The 15,405-nt window shown below is 68.2% G+C and carries 16 protein-coding genes; 1 reads left to right on the top strand and 15 read right to left on the bottom strand.

The window, feature by feature from the left end:
• Nucleotides 1-92: 92 nt before the first annotated feature.
• From HNP46_RS13495 to HNP46_RS13480, 5 genes are all read right to left on the bottom strand, one after another.
• On the bottom strand, nt 93-1,016 hold the full coding sequence (locus HNP46_RS13495) for a DUF2167 domain-containing protein (RefSeq protein WP_184589674.1): 924 nt from the start codon (nt 1,014-1,016) through the stop codon (nt 93-95).
• A 205-nt stretch (nt 1,017-1,221) separates the two neighbouring features.
• Complete coding sequence (locus tag HNP46_RS13490; protein WP_184589672.1) at nt 1,222-1,773, bottom strand: glutathione peroxidase; 552 nt, start codon at nt 1,771-1,773, stop codon at nt 1,222-1,224.
• A gap of 48 nt (nt 1,774-1,821) precedes the next feature.
• Complete coding sequence (locus HNP46_RS35850) at nt 1,822-1,944, bottom strand: hypothetical protein (RefSeq protein WP_260403174.1); 123 nt, start codon at nt 1,942-1,944, stop codon at nt 1,822-1,824.
• Nucleotides 1,941-3,134, bottom strand: coding sequence for an MFS transporter (locus HNP46_RS13485; RefSeq protein WP_184589948.1), 1,194 nt, complete (start codon nt 3,132-3,134; stop codon nt 1,941-1,943). The genes HNP46_RS35850 and HNP46_RS13485 overlap by 4 nt, the downstream gene beginning before the upstream one ends.
• Nucleotides 3,135-3,208: 74 nt before the next feature.
• The gene (locus tag HNP46_RS13480; RefSeq protein WP_184589670.1) at nt 3,209-3,625 is read right to left on the bottom strand and encodes a MarR family winged helix-turn-helix transcriptional regulator; all 417 of its coding nucleotides are present in this window, start codon (nt 3,623-3,625) and stop codon (nt 3,209-3,211) included.
• Between the two features lie 225 nt (nt 3,626-3,850).
• Between HNP46_RS13480 and HNP46_RS13475 the strand changes: the two genes are divergently transcribed.
• Nucleotides 3,851-5,671, top strand: coding sequence for an acyl-CoA dehydrogenase C-terminal domain-containing protein (locus HNP46_RS13475; RefSeq protein WP_184589668.1), 1,821 nt, complete (start codon nt 3,851-3,853; stop codon nt 5,669-5,671).
• Between the two features lie 167 nt (nt 5,672-5,838).
• On the opposite strand, the gene HNP46_RS13470 is transcribed toward HNP46_RS13475, so the two are convergent.
• The 10 genes from HNP46_RS13470 to cobO all read right to left on the bottom strand — a co-directional run bounded on the left by HNP46_RS13470 (nt 5,839) and on the right by cobO (nt 15,364).
• Complete coding sequence (locus HNP46_RS13470; protein WP_260403168.1) at nt 5,839-6,561, bottom strand: adenosylcobinamide-GDP ribazoletransferase; 723 nt, start codon at nt 6,559-6,561, stop codon at nt 5,839-5,841.
• Between the two features lie 102 nt (nt 6,562-6,663).
• Nucleotides 6,664-7,251, bottom strand: coding sequence for a histidine phosphatase family protein (locus tag HNP46_RS13465; RefSeq protein ID WP_184589664.1), 588 nt, complete (start codon nt 7,249-7,251; stop codon nt 6,664-6,666).
• Nucleotides 7,248-8,303, bottom strand: coding sequence for a nicotinate-nucleotide--dimethylbenzimidazole phosphoribosyltransferase (gene cobT / locus HNP46_RS13460; protein WP_184589662.1), 1,056 nt, complete (start codon nt 8,301-8,303; stop codon nt 7,248-7,250). The genes HNP46_RS13465 and cobT overlap by 4 nt, the downstream gene beginning before the upstream one ends.
• Entirely contained in the window at nt 8,300-8,821 is a 522-nt protein-coding gene (cobU, locus tag HNP46_RS13455) for a bifunctional adenosylcobinamide kinase/adenosylcobinamide-phosphate guanylyltransferase (RefSeq protein WP_184589660.1), read from the bottom strand. The genes cobT and cobU overlap by 4 nt, the downstream gene beginning before the upstream one ends.
• 213 nt (nt 8,822-9,034) lie before the next feature.
• Nucleotides 9,035-10,495: a cobyric acid synthase gene (locus HNP46_RS13450; protein ID WP_184589946.1), complete on the bottom strand. Its 1,461-nt coding sequence runs from the start codon at nt 10,493-10,495 to the stop codon at nt 9,035-9,037.
• A gap of 8 nt (nt 10,496-10,503) precedes the next feature.
• A complete protein-coding gene (gene cobD, locus HNP46_RS13445; RefSeq protein WP_184589658.1) occupies nt 10,504-11,505 on the bottom strand; it encodes a threonine-phosphate decarboxylase CobD in 1,002 nt (333 codons plus the stop codon).
• A complete protein-coding gene (gene cbiB, locus HNP46_RS13440) occupies nt 11,505-12,587 on the bottom strand; it encodes an adenosylcobinamide-phosphate synthase CbiB (protein ID WP_311771809.1) in 1,083 nt (360 codons plus the stop codon). Before cbiB ends, cobD begins: the two co-directional genes overlap by 1 nt.
• Nucleotides 12,587-13,237: a 5,6-dimethylbenzimidazole synthase gene (gene bluB, locus HNP46_RS13435; RefSeq protein WP_184589654.1), complete on the bottom strand. Its 651-nt coding sequence runs from the start codon at nt 13,235-13,237 to the stop codon at nt 12,587-12,589. Before bluB ends, cbiB begins: the two co-directional genes overlap by 1 nt.
• The gene (locus HNP46_RS13430) at nt 13,234-14,526 is read right to left on the bottom strand and encodes a cobyrinate a,c-diamide synthase (protein ID WP_184589652.1); all 1,293 of its coding nucleotides are present in this window, start codon (nt 14,524-14,526) and stop codon (nt 13,234-13,236) included. The genes bluB and HNP46_RS13430 overlap by 4 nt, the downstream gene beginning before the upstream one ends.
• 226 nt (nt 14,527-14,752) lie before the next feature.
• Nucleotides 14,753-15,364: a cob(I)yrinic acid a,c-diamide adenosyltransferase gene (gene cobO / locus HNP46_RS13425; RefSeq protein ID WP_184589649.1), complete on the bottom strand. Its 612-nt coding sequence runs from the start codon at nt 15,362-15,364 to the stop codon at nt 14,753-14,755.
• Nucleotides 15,365-15,405: the final 41 nt, after the last annotated feature.

The following is a 15,405-nucleotide window of genomic DNA, read 5'->3' as shown; positions in this document are numbered from 1 at the left end:
ATTTCGCGGACAAGGTCCGCTCCTACGAAGATCCAGAGCGCAGAGCAAAAAGCCGGGCATTGCCCGGCCTTTCTTTTCCGGCGGTGAGCGAATCAGGCTTTGCGCTTGAAGCGGCGGGCGATCCAGCCGAAGGCCAGGGCCGGCACGATCCACAGCTTCTTCAGCAGGATCAGCAGGGTGGCGAACAGACCCGCCTTGGCCGCAACCTTGCCGGCGATCAACGCGCCCAGGCCATAGGCGGCGACCTTGTCCATGCTCGGGTTGAAGTCGACGTAGCGGCTGCCCGGATTGAACTCGGTCATCGCCAGTACCTTGCCGACGTTCTGCTCGATCTCCGGCAGCTGCTCCATGCCGGCGACGAAGTTCAGCACCAGCACGCCTTTGCGCCCCAGCACGCGGATGTTGTAGTTCAGCGTGTATTCCTTGGCATCACCGAACTGCAGCTCCTTGGCCCAGTAGAGCTTCTTCTCCGCAGCATCGTAATGCGGCGGCGCGGCCCAGCCGATCAGCTGGATCTTCTCGAAGCCCTGCTGCTCGCGCTGCGGGTTAGCCTCCTTCAGGTCGTCCTGCATGTCCTTGAGCATCTCGGCGTAGTCGATCTTCGCCGCGTCCTCGTCGGACACGTAACCGCTCTCCTCGTACTGCACGGTGACTGCCCAGGAGGCCGCCTCGAAGGGCGAGACGCCCGCCGGCATCAGCATGCCCAGCGGCGGCTCGGAGCTGGGCGGGTTGCCCCAGGCTTCCAGCACGCGCTCGGCATCCTGGCCATCGAGGAAGACGAAGTTGCTCGGCAGGTCGAAGGTGGCGAGGTTGTCGCCGACCACCACCTTGCCCTTCTGGAAGTGCAGGCTGGCGACGAAGGCTTCGGGCGACATTTCCTCGTCCGACTCGGCGGCGGGAGCGGTGGCAGCAGCCGCAGGGGCTTCGCTGGAATTGGAAGTAGCGGGCGCGGCAAATGCCGGGGCGACGGCGGCCTGCGCAAGCAGCGCGGCGAGGAAGAGGGCTTTGCCATCCATAGGGTCGATCTCCTGAAATCGGGTCCATGATTTCGGCGGCCATCTGCTGAGCCGCCGGGCGCGAATTGTCGCACTCCGTCAGCGAACCTGTAACAGGAAATTTCACTTCCGACCGGTAAAAGGAAAAACCTGCAGGAGCGAGCCTGCTCGCGAATCCCATGGCACTGACACGGCCCGAAGCTCCCTCCTACGAAGAGCACCCGGCTCAGGGCTGGCTGGCGATGGCCTTCTCGATCGCCGCCTTCAACTCGGGATCATCCGGCTTGGTCAGGCTGGAGAACTGCGCGACCACCTTGCCCTGGCGGTCCACCACGTACTTGAAGAAATTCCAGCGCGGCGCCTGGTCGGCCTGTTGCGCCAGGTCCTTGAACAACGGAATGGCGTCGTCGCCCCGCACGGGCTGCACCGAGGTCATGTTGAAGGTCACGCCGTAGTTGCCGTAGCAGATCTTCGCCGTCTCGGCGGCGTCGGCGTCCTCCTGCTTGAAGTCGTCCGAAGGTACGCCCAACACCTCCAGGCCCTGTCCCTTGTACTGCTGGTAGATCGCTTCGAGCCCCTTGAACTGCGGAGTGAAGCCGCAGTGGCTGGCGGTGTTCACCACCACCAGCGGCTTGCCGGCGTAGAGCGCGCAGAGGTCGAGCATGTCCTTGGAGCGCAGCTTGGGCAGTTCGCCCTGGGTCTTGAGCAGCGCAGGGCAATCGGCGGCCTGGACGGCGAAGGGCAACAGCAGGGTCAGGGCGAACAGGGAAAGGCGCATGGCAGTGATCCTCGGATTATTCCGCCACGCTACCCCGCGCGCCGGACCTCAGCAACTGCCCATTCCCAGTTGCATCAACGCCAGGCCGCCACGCTGCCAGCCCCACCAGGCGAGGCCGGCCAGCACCAGGCCGAGGCCCAGCACCAGCGCGATCACCACGGGACGCTTCACGCCGCCCCCAGCGCCGGGCGCTCGACCGGGCGTTCGCGCACCGGCCAGTTGAGCAGGCCGGCCAACAGGCTGAGGAGGATGGCGAGCTGCCAGACCAGGTCGTAGTTGCCGGTGTGGTCATACACGTAGCCGCCCAGCCAGCCGCCGAGGAAAGCGCCGATCTGGTGGAACAGGAAGGTGATGCCGCCGAGCATCGACAGGTTGCGCACGCCGAACAGCGTGGCGACGGTGCCGTTGGTGAGCGGCACCGTGGACAGCCACAGCAGGCCCATGGCGATGCCGAAGGCGTAGGCGCTCCACACGCTCAGCGGCGCCCAGATGAAGGCGACGATCACCACCGCGCGCAGCAGGTAGAGGCCGGTCAGCAACCGCGGCTTGCTCATCCGCCCGCCGAGCCAGCCGGCGAAGTAGGTGCCGAACACGTTGAACAGCCCCACCAGCGCCAGCACCGTGGTGCCAACGGTGGCCGGCAGGTGGCGATCGACCAGATAGGCCGGCAGGTGCACGCCGATGAACACCACCTGGAAGCCGCAGACGAAGAAGCCCAGCGACAGCAGCCAGAAGCCGGAATGCCCGGCGGCCTCGCGCAGCGCCTCACCCAGGGTCTGCTCATGGCCTTGGACCGGCAGCGGCTTGTCGCGCATCAGCACCGCCAGCGGCACGATCAGCGCGACCAGCAGACCCAGCGCCAGCAGCGCGGCGGACCAGCCCAACCAGCCGATCAGCCCGAGGGTGCCCGGCAGCATGGCGAACTGGCCGAAGGAGCCGGCGGCAGCGGAGATGCCCATGGCCATGCTGCGCCGCTCCAGCGGCACCGCGCGGCCGACCGCGCCGAGGATCACCGAGAAGGAGGTGCCGGACAGGCCGATCCCGATCAGCAGGCCCGCACTCATCGACAGGCTGAAGGCCGAGTCGGAATAGCCCATCAGCACCAGGCCGACGGCATAGAGAATGCCGCCCACCAACACGGTGCGCATGGCGCCGAAGCGGTCGGCGATGACCCCGGTGAACGGCTGGGCGATGCCCCAGATGAGGTTCTGCAGGGCGATGGCGAAGGCGAAGGTCTCACGCCCCCACCCGAACTCCGCGCTCATCGGCGCGAGGAACAGGCCGAAGCCATGGCGGATGCCCAGGGACAGGGCGAGGATCAGGGCGCCGGATAGCAGTATCCAGAACCCTGTGCGCGACAGCTTCGACATCGGTTGCTCCTGCGCGGGTATATACCCGCTTTTATTCGTTATTCCACAAGGCACGCAGGCCGCCGCTAGCTCTCCAGCGCGGCCAGTTCATCCAGCAAGGCTTCCAGCTGACGACGCTTGTCATCGCCCAGATGCGCCGCCACATCACTCTGCGCCGCATCCCAGGCATCGCGTCCGCGGACGATTCGCTCCAGCCCGGCCGGTGTCAGCGCGACGATGCGATTGCGCAGGTCGTCGCCCTCCTCCAGCTTCACCAACCCATCGGCTTCCAATGGCTTGAGATTGCGCCCCAGCGTACTGCGGTCCAGGCCCATGGCCTCGGCCAGCTCGGAGATGCTCGGCTGCTCCAGCCGCGACAGGTGCCGCAGCAGGGAGAATTGCGCAGTGGTCAGCCCGACGCCCTTCAGGGCATCGTCATAGACGCGGGTCACGGCACGGGCCGAGCGGCGCAGTTTGGTGCAGAGGCATTGGGTCGTCAGCATGGATACGTGTATATACCCGTAACTTCAGATCGGTCAATGGCCGGCGCGACCGACTGTTCCATCAGGCCGATTGCGCCATCTGACCGATTGTCCCAACTGACCGATTGTCCCAACTGCCAGTGCCTGCCGTTGGCGCAGCCAAGGGCACCAGCGAGCGCCGGCCGTATAACTGCGGCCATCCAGCCCCACGCTTTCGACGGGGCGCATCACGCTCCGAGGTCCCCGATGCCCGTCTACAAAGCTCCGCTGCGCGACACCCGCTTCCTGCTCAACGAAGTCTTCGACTTCCCCAGCCACTACCAGAATCTGGTCAACGGCGGCGAAGCCACCCCGGACATGGTCGACGCCATCCTCGGCGAATGCGCGAAGCTCTGCGAGGAAGTCATCGCCCCGCTCTACCACAGCGGCGACGAGGAAGGCTGCCACCTGGAAAACGGCGAAGTGCGCACGCCCAAGGGCTTCAAGGAGGCCTACGACGCCTACGTGGCCGGCGGCTGGCAGGGCCTGTCGCACCCGGTGGAGTACGGCGGCCAGGGCCTGCCGATGAGCCTGGGCGCGCTCAAGCAGGAGATGCTCGGCACCGCCAACTGGCCGTTCTCCATGTATCCGGGGCTGTCGCTGGGCGCGATGAACACGGTGATGCAGCACGGCAACGAGGAACAGAAGCAGACCTACCTCACGCCGCTCACCGAAGGCCGCTGGGGCGGCACCATGTGCCTCACCGAGCCGCAGTGCGGCACCGACCTGGGCCAGGTGAAGACCCGCGCGGAAACCAACGCCGATGGCAGCTACGCAATCACCGGCACGAAGATCTTCATCTCCTCCGGCGAGCACGACCTCACCGAGAACATCGTGCACATCGTCCTCGCCCGCCTGCCGGATGCACCCAAGGGCACGCGCGGTATCTCGCTGTTCATCGTGCCGAAATTCCTCGCAGGGGAAGCCGGTGCCCTCGGCCCACGCAACGGCGTGACCTGTGGCGCGCTGGAAAAGAAGATGGGCATCAAGGCCTCGGCCACCTGCGTGATGAACTTCGACGGCGCCACCGGCTACCTGATCGGCGAGCCGAACAAGGGCCTGGAGTGCATGTTCACCTTCATGAACAGCGCGCGCATCGGCACCGCCATCCAGGGCGTGGCCACCGCCGAACTGGCATACCAGGGCGCCCTCGCCTACGCCCGTGAGCGCCGCTCGATGCGCGCCCTCTCAGGCACCAAGGAGCCGGGCGAGATCGCCGACAGCCTGATGCACCACGGTGACGTGCGCCGCATGCTGCTGACCCAGAAAGCCGTGGCCGAGGGCGGCCGCGCGCTGATCTACCTGGCCACCCAGTACGCGGACAAGATGATCCAGGGCCTGCTGACCAACGACAACGCCGAGTACGACCGCTGGGACGACAAGCTCGGCTTCCTCACCCCGATCCTCAAGGGCTGCCTGACCGAACTGGGCCTGGAGAGCGCCAACCTAGGCATGCAGGTGTTCGGTGGCCACGGCTACATCAAGGAACATGGCATGGAGCAGATCGTCCGCGACGCGCGGATCGCCACGCTCTACGAAGGCACCACCGGCATCCAGGCGCTGGACCTGCTCGGCCGCAAGGTGCTGCTGATGACCCAGGGCAAGGCCGTGCGCGACTTCACCCGGCAGGTGGCGAAGTTCGCCGTCGACCTGCTCAAGCAGGAACCGGCCATGCGTGGCCGCGCGCTCACCCTGCTCAAGCTCTGCGCACAGTGGAACCTGCTGACGCTGCGCATCGCCCTCACCGCCCGCAAGCAGCGCGACCTGGTCAGCACCGCCAGCCACGACTACCTGATGTTCTCCGGCTACGCCGCGCTGGCCTACTCCTGGGCGCTGCAGGAAGCCGCCGCGCGCAAGCGCCTGCGCCAGGGCGGCAGCGAGTCGAGTGACTTCTACAAGGCCAAGATCGCCACCAGCGACTTCTACTTCGCCCGTTTGCTACCGCGTGCCAAAGGGCATGCGGCGGCGATGGCGAAGCCGGTGCGGTCGATCATGGGGTTGAAGACGGAGCATTTCGCCTTCGATTGACAGTTCCGCGCCAAGGGAAGCCCCCTCTCCCCCGCCCTCTCCCTGAAGGGAGAGGGAGCCGTCCGTACCGGCTGATACCACCGTTTCAACCTGCACCGAACGGTCCCCTCTCCCTTCAGGGAGAGGGTTAGGGAGAGGCGCCTCTACAGAGAAATACCTACGATCGATCAGAGCGCCAACGCCACCAGCACGGCGCACTCGATGATTTCCAGCATCGCCCCGGCGGTGTCGCCGGTGGTGCCGCCCAGGCGGGCGATGAAGCGGCTGCGCAGCCAGACGAAGACCACCAGCGCGACCACCAGCGCCAGCATGCCGGTCAGCCCCACCAGCACCATCAGCGCAGCGTTGGCCGCCAGCATCCACGGCATCGCCGTGCGTGGCAGGTGGTCGGCCAGGGCCTGGCCCAGGCCGCCCTGGCGGGCATAGTCGGTGGTGAAGAACAGCAGTGGCAGCGCGCAGCGCCCCAGCCACGGCGCCAGCAGCAGACCCCAGTGCTGGTGGTTGCCGAGGATCGCCGTGATCGCCGCGAACTTCAGCAGCAGCAACAGCACCAGCGCGACCACGGCTGCCGGGCCACAGCGCGGGTCCTTCATGATCGCCAGGGTGCGTTCGCGGTCACCCAGCCCGCCGATCCAGGCGTCCGCCGTATCAGCCAGTCCGTCGAGGTGCAGGGCTCCAGTGAAAGCCACCCACACCAGCAGGATCAGCGCCGCCTGCAACAGCATGTGCACGCCACTGAGCAGCTCGCCCATGGCGAACAGCACGGCGCCGATCAGCAGGCCTACCAGCGGGTAGAACAGCGTGGCGCGACCGAACTGCTGTGGTGTCGGCATATGCCTCAGCCGCACCGGCAGGCGGGTGAGGAACTGCAGCGCCACCAGCGGCAGCAGCCAGTTGCTCAGGTGGGCGACGCGCGCGTCCGCGCCGGCCTCTTCGGCAGGCTGCTCGGGTGCTGGCGGTTCGCGTTCCGGGTTGCTCATCAACGGTTCGACTCAGAATTGCGCCTTGTGGATGCGCCAGCCGCCACCCTCGCGGGTCACGTCCAGCGCCATGCATTCGCCGTGGGCCACCACCACTTCCAGCAGGCGTCGGGCCGGCAGCCCGTTGGCCAGGGCGCCGAACAGGCGCATCACGCCGCCATGGGTGACGACCAGCACGGACGATCCGGCATGTGCCTGGTAGAGGCGCTCCAGCGCGGCGAAAACGCGCGCCTCGAAGTCGCCCATGGCCTCGCCGCCGGGCGGCGGAAAGGCGTAGGGATCGTTCCAGAAGCGCTCCAGCGCCGCGGGTTCGCTTTCAAACAGCGTAGCTGGCGAAAGGCCTTCCCACTGGCCGAAATCCAGCTCCTGCAGACCCGGCTCGAAGCCCAGCGGCAGGCCGTGGCGCGCCGCCAGTTCTTCGGCGAAAGCCGCGCAACGCCGCAGGGGCGAACTGACCAGCGCCGACCAGCGGCACTCGTCGCCCAGTGCGCCGCGCATCTGTGCCCAACCGGTATCGGTCAGCGCATCGTCCAGGCGTCCGCGAAAGCCGCCGCCAAGCTCGGTCTCACCATGGCGCAGCAGCTCCAGGCGCAGCGTCATGCCGGGCGGTCCGATACCGCGGCTTCGGCGAAGGTCGCCATACCACTGTGCAACCGGCAGGCCTGACGCAGCAACGGCACCGCCAGCGCCGCGCCGCTGCCCTCGCCCAGGCGCAGCCCCAGGTCCAGCAGCGGCTGCGCATCGAGTGCGGCGAGCACCCGGTTGTGCCCCGGCTCCGCGCCGGCATGGGCGAACAGCAACCAGTCACGGCAGCCAGGATTCAGATGCGTCGCGCACAGCGCAGCGGTGGTGCAGATGAAGCCGTCCACCAGCGCCGGGATGCCCTTCTGCGCGCAGGCGAGATAGGCGCCCACCAGCGCGGCGATCTCGAAGCCGCCGAGGCGGCACAGCGCTTCGAAAGGCTCGTCGCAATGGGCGCGGTGCAGCGCCAGTGCACGGTCGATCACTTCAACTTTGCGCGCCACGCCCTGGGCATCCAGCCCGGTGCCGGGGCCGACCAGCGCCTGCGCCGGCTCGTCCAGCAGCGCGCAGGCCAGGGCCGCCGCCGAGCTGGTGTTGCCGATGCCCATCTCGCCGCCGATGAACAGTTCGCTGCCGGCCTGCAGCGCGCGGCGCACGGCTTCGCGGCCGGCCTCCAGGGCGATCAGGCACTGGGCGGCGGTCATCGCCGGCTCTTTCGCAAAGTTCGCGGTGCCAGCGCCAACCATCACATGCAGCACACCGGGCAGTGGTTCCAGCGGCGTGGCGGTGCCCAGGTCGATCACCTCCAGGCGCGCATCAAGGTCGCGGGCCAGAACACTGATCGCTGCACCGCCACGCACGAAGTTGCGCAGCATCTCCACGGTCACCGCCTGCGGATAGGCCGACACGCCTTCGGTCACCACGCCGTGGTCACCGGCGAACAGGGCGATCCAGATGTGCTCCAGCCCCGGCCGCTCGCGGCCCTGCAGGCCGGCCAGGCGGATGGTCTCCTCTTCCAGCCGGCCCAGCGCGCCGCGCGGCTTGGTCAGCTGGTCCTGGCGCGCAGCGGCTTTGCCCTGCGCCACGCGGTCGATCGGCTGGGTGCCTTGCAGCCACCATTGCAGACTCATAATGCTTCCCCCTTCAACACCATGGGCAGGCCGGCGACGGTGAACACCACGCGTTCGCTGACCTCGGCCAGGGACTGGTGCAACCAGCCGGCCTCGTCGACATATCGGCGGCTGAGCTCGCCCATCGGCACCACGCCCAGCCCGGTTTCATTGCTGACCAGAAGGATGCGCCCGGGCAGTTGCGGCAGCGTTTCCAGCAGCGCGTCGATCTCGCCGCGCAGGCGCCAGCCGTCTTCGTGGAGCAGCAGGTTGGTGACCCACAGGGTCAGGCAGTCCACCAGCACGCAGTGCTGTGGCGCGGCCAGGCGCTCCAGCGCGTCGGCCAGGGCCAGCGGTTCCTCCACCAGGCCCCAGTGCTCGGGGCGGCGCTCGCGGTGCTGCAGGATACGCGTGGACATCTCGCCGTCGCCGGCCTGGGCCGTGGCGACGTAGGTGACCGGCAGGCCGCTTTCCAGCGCCAGCCGCTCGGCCAGGCGGCTCTTGCCCGAACGGGCGCCGCCGAGGATCAGTTCAAGCATGGTCTCTCCGTGCCGACGGGCAATTTGTAGGATGGGTGGAGCCTGCGATACCCATCACGACACAACGCCGAATTGATGGGTATCGCTTCGCTCCACCCATCCTACGTATAGGCTCAGTGCCGAGCGGTTTCGTAGGGCGCATAACGCCCCAGACGTTATCCGCCGAAATCACGCCGCAACAAAACGGCGGATAACCGCGAACGGTTATCCGCCCTACAGTCCGCACAGCGCTCTCAGTTTGTCGGTATCCAGATGCGCCTCGACCTGATCGGCCAGGCGCTCGATATCGCGTTCGCGCAAGGCGTGGTAATCGATGCTCTGCACTTCGCGCAGCCCGGCCCAGCGCAGCAACGCGGAGCTGGACGCGGCGGACTCGAACAGCCCGTGCAGGTAGGTGCCCATCACCTGCCCGTCGGCGCTGATCGCGCCATCGTTGCGTCCGTCGTTCAGGCGCACGGCGGGGTTTTCCAGCGCCGGCCCTTCGGTGACGCCGGCATGAATCTCGTAACCGCTCACCGTCGCCTCTTCCAGCGCCAACTGGCCGCTGACATTGCGCAACTGCTTCTCCGGCTCCAGCACGGTGCGGAAATCCAGCAGGCCGAGGCCCTCGCTCTCCCCCGCGGCGCCTTCCAGGCCGTGCGGGTCGGCGAGGGTGCGGCCGAGCATCTGCAAGCCGCCACAGATGCCCAGCAGCTTGCCGCCGTAGCGCAGGTGACGGCGGATCGCCTCCTCCCAGCCCTGGGCGCGGAGGAAGGCCAGGTCCGGCCGCACGCTCTTGGAGCCGGGCAGGATGATCAGGTCCGCCGGCGGGATCGGCTGGCCGGGGCCGACGAAGGTCAGCTCCACCTGCGGGTGCAGGCGCAGCGGATCGAAGTCGGTGTGGTTGCTGATGCGCGGCAGCACCGGCACCACCACGCGCAGGCGCTCGCCGGTCTTGGCGGCCTGGCGGGTGTCGATGGCGTCCTCGGCTTCCAGGTGGAAGTCCATCAGGTACGGCAGCACGCCGAGCACCGGCACGCCGGTACGCTCTTCCAGCCAGTCGAGGCCGTTCTGCAGCAATGCGATGTCGCCGCGGAAGCGGTTGATGACAAAGCCTTTCACCCGCGCCCGCTCGCTTTCGCTGAGCAGCTCCAGGGTGCCGACCAGATGGGCGAACACACCGCCGCGGTCGATGTCGGCGATCAGGATCACCGGACAGTCCACCGCCTCGGCAAAACCCATGTTGGCGATGTCGTTGGCGCGCAGGTTGATCTCCGCCGGCGAGCCCGCGCCCTCCACCACCACCACCGGGTACTGCGCGCTGAGGCGCTGGTGGGATTCGAGCACCGCCTGCAGCGCCACGCGTTTGTAGTCGTGGTAGGCCACGGCGTTCATGCTGGTCACCGCGCGACCGTGGATGATCACCTGGGCGCCGGTGTCGCTGTTGGGCTTGAGCAGCACCGGGTTCATGTCGGTGTGCGGCGCCAGGTGGCAGGCCTGGGCCTGCACTGCCTGGGCGCGACCGATCTCGCCGCCGTCGGCGGTCACCGCGCTGTTCAGCGCCATGTTCTGCGGCTTGAACGGCACCACGGCCACACCTTGCCGGCGCAACCAGCGGCACAGCGCCGTCACCAAGGTGCTCTTGCCGGCATCCGAAGTGGTGCCCTGCACCATCAGCGTTGCGCCTCGCGCCATCGGGGTGGTCACCGCAGGCTCTCCATCTGGTTGAAGGTGCGCAGGCCGTGCTCCAGGCGCTCCCAGCCCCGCTCGTCCGCCGGCAGGCCGAAGCGCAGGCTGGCGGGCGTTTCGAACAGGCGCACGAGGATGCCCTGGCGCGCCAGATGATCGCGCAGCGCATGGGCGCGCATCGATACCGCCCACTGGAACAGCGCTGTGCCGCCCTGGGGCGCGAAGCCGTGCTCACCGAGCAGCCCGGCCAGGCGCCGGCTGGCGTCATGCAGATCACGGCGGCGCTGGATCTGCTCCTGGAACTCGCCCAGCACGGTCTGCGCGACCCAGCGCGTGGGGCCATTCACCGCCCAGGGGCCGAGCAGTTTCGCCAGGCTTTCCAGCAGCCGCGGCTCGGCGAAGGCGAAGCCCAGGCGCGCGCCGGCCAGGCCGAAGAACTTGCCGAAGGAGCGCAGCACGATCAGCCCCGGACGGCTCGCGCAACTGGGCGCCAGGCTGTGTTCGGGCGTGCAGTCCATGAAGGCTTCGTCCACCACCAACCAGCCGCCGCGCTCCTGCAGGCGCGCATGCCATTCCAGCAGCACGCCGGCCTCGATGCGTCGGCCGGTGGGGTTGTTCGGGTTGACCACCACCAATACGTCGAAACGCTCGAGGTGATGGGGCACTTCCTGGTCGCTGACCTCGCGCAGGATATGCCCGGCGGCGCGCCAGGACTCGGCGTGCTCGGCGTAACAGGGCGAGACCACGCCGACCTTGCCCGGCCGGCGCAGCCGCGGCAGCAGCTGGATCGCCGCCTGGCTGCCGGGCAGCGGCAGCAGCTTCTCGGCGCCGTAGTAGCGGCGCGCGGCGGCTTCCAGGCCGTCGCTGTCTTCGGGCAGGCGCATCCAGGCCGCCGCCGGCACATTGGGCAGCGCCCAGGGCCAGGGCGAAATGCCGGTGGACAGGTCGAGCCACTCGGAAAGCGGAATGCCGTACTGCTGCGCCGCTTTGCGCAACCGGCCGCCATGTTCGAGCATCAGAGCACTCCCAGGATGAGGATGACCGCCAGCCACAGCAGCACGCCCTGGCGCACCAGGGCCAGCGCGCGCCAGATGTCCGTGGCGGTCGGTGCCGGGCCTTCGCCCAGCTGCGGGCGTTCGTGGAGTTCGCCGTGGTAGCGGGCGGAGCCGCCGAGCGAAACGCCCAGCGCTCCCGCGCCGGTGGCCATCACCGGACCGGCGTTGGGACTGTCCCACTGCGGCGCTTGCGTGCGCCAGCAACGCAGGGCAAGTCGGGTGTGGCCGAGCAGCGCGTAGGTGAAAGCCACCAGGCGCGCCGGGATGTAGTTGAGCACATCGTCGATCTTCGCCGCGGCCCAGCCGAAGCGTTCGAAGCGCGCGTTGCGATAGCCCCACATGGCGTCGAGGGTGTTGCTCAGGCGATAGAGCACCACGCCCGGCGCACCGGCGATGGCGAACCAGAACAGCGCGGCGTACACCGCATCGCTGCCATTCTCCAGCACCGATTCGGTGGTGGCGCGGGCCACGGCAGTGGCGTCCAGTTCGGCGGTTTCGCGGCTGACCATATAGCCCACGCGCAGCCGGGCTTCGTTCAGGTCACCGGCGCGCAAGGCCAGCGCCACCGGTTCAGCATGTTCGCCCAGGCTGCGCAGGCCCAGCGCGGCGTAAAGCGCCAGCACCTGTACGACCCAACCGACGTAGGGCAGCAGGCTGAGCAGCAGCGCGAGCAGCGTCAGCGGGATGACGGCGATGATCCAGGCGGTGACGCCATGGCTGCGCCAGCCGAGGCCGGGGGTGTCGTTCCCCGAGGATGCGGTGCTGGCTGATACACCCTCTCCCCCGCCCTCTCCCTGAAGGGAGAGGGGGTTGTCCGTGCCGGCTGACACCGTTGCTTCCCCCGGCACCGTACGGTCCCCTCTCCCTTCAGGGAGAGGGTTAGGGAGAGGGAGCTCTTCAGCGCGATCTGCGACTCGCGAGCGATTGAACCGCCGCTCCAACCGATCCGCCAGCTTCCCGAAAGCCACCAGCGGATGCCAGCTTTTCGGCTCGCCGAACAGGGCATCCAGCGCCACGCCGAGGACACTCAGCAGGGCCAGGATCATGGCTGTTCTCCCCAGTGGTTCTCGTACAGCAGTTCGCTGAGCGCGCGCGGTTGGCGCCAGCCTTCCAGGACCAGCATCGGCGCCGGGTAGAACTCGCTGACCGGGCCGAGGCAGATCACCGCCACCGCCTCGGCGCCTTCCGGCAGGCCGAGCAGCTCACCCAGCGCGGCCGGATCGAACAGCGAGACCCAGCCCATCCCCAGCCCTTCGGCGCGCGAGGCCAGCCAGAGGTTCTGGATGGCGCAGGATAACGAGGCCAGGTCCATGTTTGGCAGTGTACGGCGGCCGAAGACGTGCGCCTCGCGGCCCTCCATCAGCGCCGCCACCAGCACCTCGGCACAGTCGAGCACGCCCTCGACCTTGAGCCGCATGAACTCGTCGGAACGCTCGCCCAGCGCTTCGGCGGTGCGCACGCGCTCCTCTTCCACCAGACCATGAATCGACTGGCGCAGCTCGGTCGAGGTAACGCGGATGAACCGCCACGGCTGCATCAACCCGACGCTGGGCGCCTGGTGCGCCGCTTCCAGCAGGCGCGCGAGCAGCTCGGGCGCCACCTCGCCACCGCTGAAGTGGCGCATGTCGCGGCGTTCGGCGATGGCGCGGTAGAGCGCGGCGCGTTCTTCGGGGCTGTAGGCGTGTTCGGTCATGGTCTCAGCAGGGATGCGGCGGCGTCCGGGTCGGACGGCAGGTAGAAGTGGATATAGGACGCGGTGAGCCGGCCGCGGCGGAACACCGCTTCGGCCACCGGCTTGTCGTTGGGGCAGATGCCACGTGCCAGCGGCTCCTCGCTGCTGTCCAGCAACGAGTGGTGGAAGGTGTGCCCTCGCAAGGTGCCTTCGGGCAGCGTCACGGCCTGCAGCGCCAGCGCGGCGAGGCGCTTCTGCATGCGCGCTTCGCCTGGCAGCAGGCCGAGCAGTTCCGCGCGCTCGCCGGCCACATCGGTCAGCGCATCGAGCAGATAGAGCATGCCGCCGCACTCGGCGAGGATCGGTTTGCACATCTCGTGGTGCGCGTGGATGGCCTTGGCCATGGCGCGATTGCCACCCAGCGCCTGCAGGTGCAGCTCCGGGTAGCCGCCGGGCAGATAGAGGCTGTCCACCTCGGGCAGCGCTTCGTCACGTAGGGGCGAGAAGAACACCAGCTCGGCGCCCAGCTCGCGCAGAAGGTCGAGGTTGGCCTGGTAGAGGAAGGCGAAGGCATTGTCCCGCGCCACGCCGATGCGCACGCCATCCAGGCGCGAAGACGTGCGGCGCGACTCGGGCGCGGCGAAGCTTACCGGCAGCGGCAAGTCGGTGCTGGCGCTAGCCGCCAGGGCATCGGCGGCAGCGTCCAGGCGGGCATCGAGATCAGCCAGTTCGTCGGCCTGCACCAGCCCCAGGTGGCGGCTGGGCAGTTCCACTTCGGTATCGCGCGGCAGCGCGCCATACCAGCGAATCCACTCCGGCAGGCTGTCGCGCACCAGGTCGCGGTGGCGCTGGCTGCCGATACGGTTGGCGAGTACGCCGGAGAATGGCAGGTCCGGCTGATAGGTGGCCATGCCGACCGCCATGGCGCCGAAGGTCTGCGCCATGGACTGGCCGTTGATCACCGCCATCACCGGCACGTTGAAGCGGCGCGCCAGGTCGGCCGCTGACGGCGAGCCGTCGAACAGGCCCATGACGCCCTCGATGAGGATCAGGTCGGCCTCGCCAGCCGCCTCCCAGAGCAGGCGGCGGCTTTCTTCCTCGCCGACCATCCACAGGTCCAGCTGGTAGACCGGCGCAGCACTGGCGCGGGCGAGGATCATCGGGTCGAGGAAATCCGGGCCACACTTGAACACCCGCACCTTGCGCCCGAGGCGCGTGTGCAGGCGCGCCAGGGCGGCGGTCACGGTGGTCTTGCCCTGGCCGGAGGCGGGGGCGGCGATCAGCAAGGCGGGGCATTGGCGCGAGGTCATCGGGCGCACTCCCAATATTGGCAAGAAAGCACCCTCACCCCAGCCCTCTCCCGGAGGGACAGGGAGCAGTCAGATGCTCCATGCAGCGCAGGCATGGATCGATCGGCCCTCGCGCGACCAGGTCGTCCGCTGAGAGTGCCGGCCGGCGAGCGCTGGTCTCCAGGTACACGCCGAACGGCCCCCTCTCCCCTTGGGAGAGGGCTGGGGTGAGGGCAAGCCACGAGCATCAGAACTCGACCCCTTTCTGCGCCTTGATGCCGGCCTTGAAGGCGTGCTTCACCAGGCCCATCTCGGTGACGGTGTCGGCGGCTTCGAGCATCGCCGGCTGCGCACCGCGGCCAGTGGCGACCACGTGCTGCATCGGCGGGCGCGCGGCGATGTCGGCCAGCACGGTGTCCAGCTCCAGATAGCCGTGCTTGAGGGCGATGTTCACCTCGTCCAGCACCACCAGGCCGACTTCGGGGTCGGCCAGCAGTTGACGGGCCATGTCCCAGGCGAACTGCGCCTTGGCGATGTCGCGCTGGCGGTCCTGGGTTTCCCAGGTGAAGCCCTCGCCCATCACGTGGAAGCTGACCTCCTCGGGGAAGCGGCGGAAGAAGGCTTCCTCGCCGGTGGTCGCGGCGCCCTTGATGAACTGCACCACACCCACCTTCATGCCGTGGCCCAGCGCGCGGGCGACCATGCCGAAGGCCGAGCTGCTCTTGCCCTTGCCGTTGCCGCTGTTGACCAGGAACACACCGCGCTCACCCTGAGCCTGGGCGATCTTCTCGTCGATCACCGCCTTCTTGCGCTGCATGCGCGAGCGATGGCGCTCGTCCTTTTCTGGGGATTCAGTCATGGCGTATTCCTCCTGAAAGGCAATGCACAGGCGTCAGGCTG

This window comes from Pseudomonas nitroreducens (assembly GCF_014204515.1).
GTDB lineage: Bacteria > Pseudomonadota > Gammaproteobacteria > Pseudomonadales > Pseudomonadaceae > Pseudomonas > Pseudomonas nitritireducens_A.
Note: the sequence above shows the minus strand (reverse complement) of the source record. Positions and strands in the feature narration are given on the sequence as shown.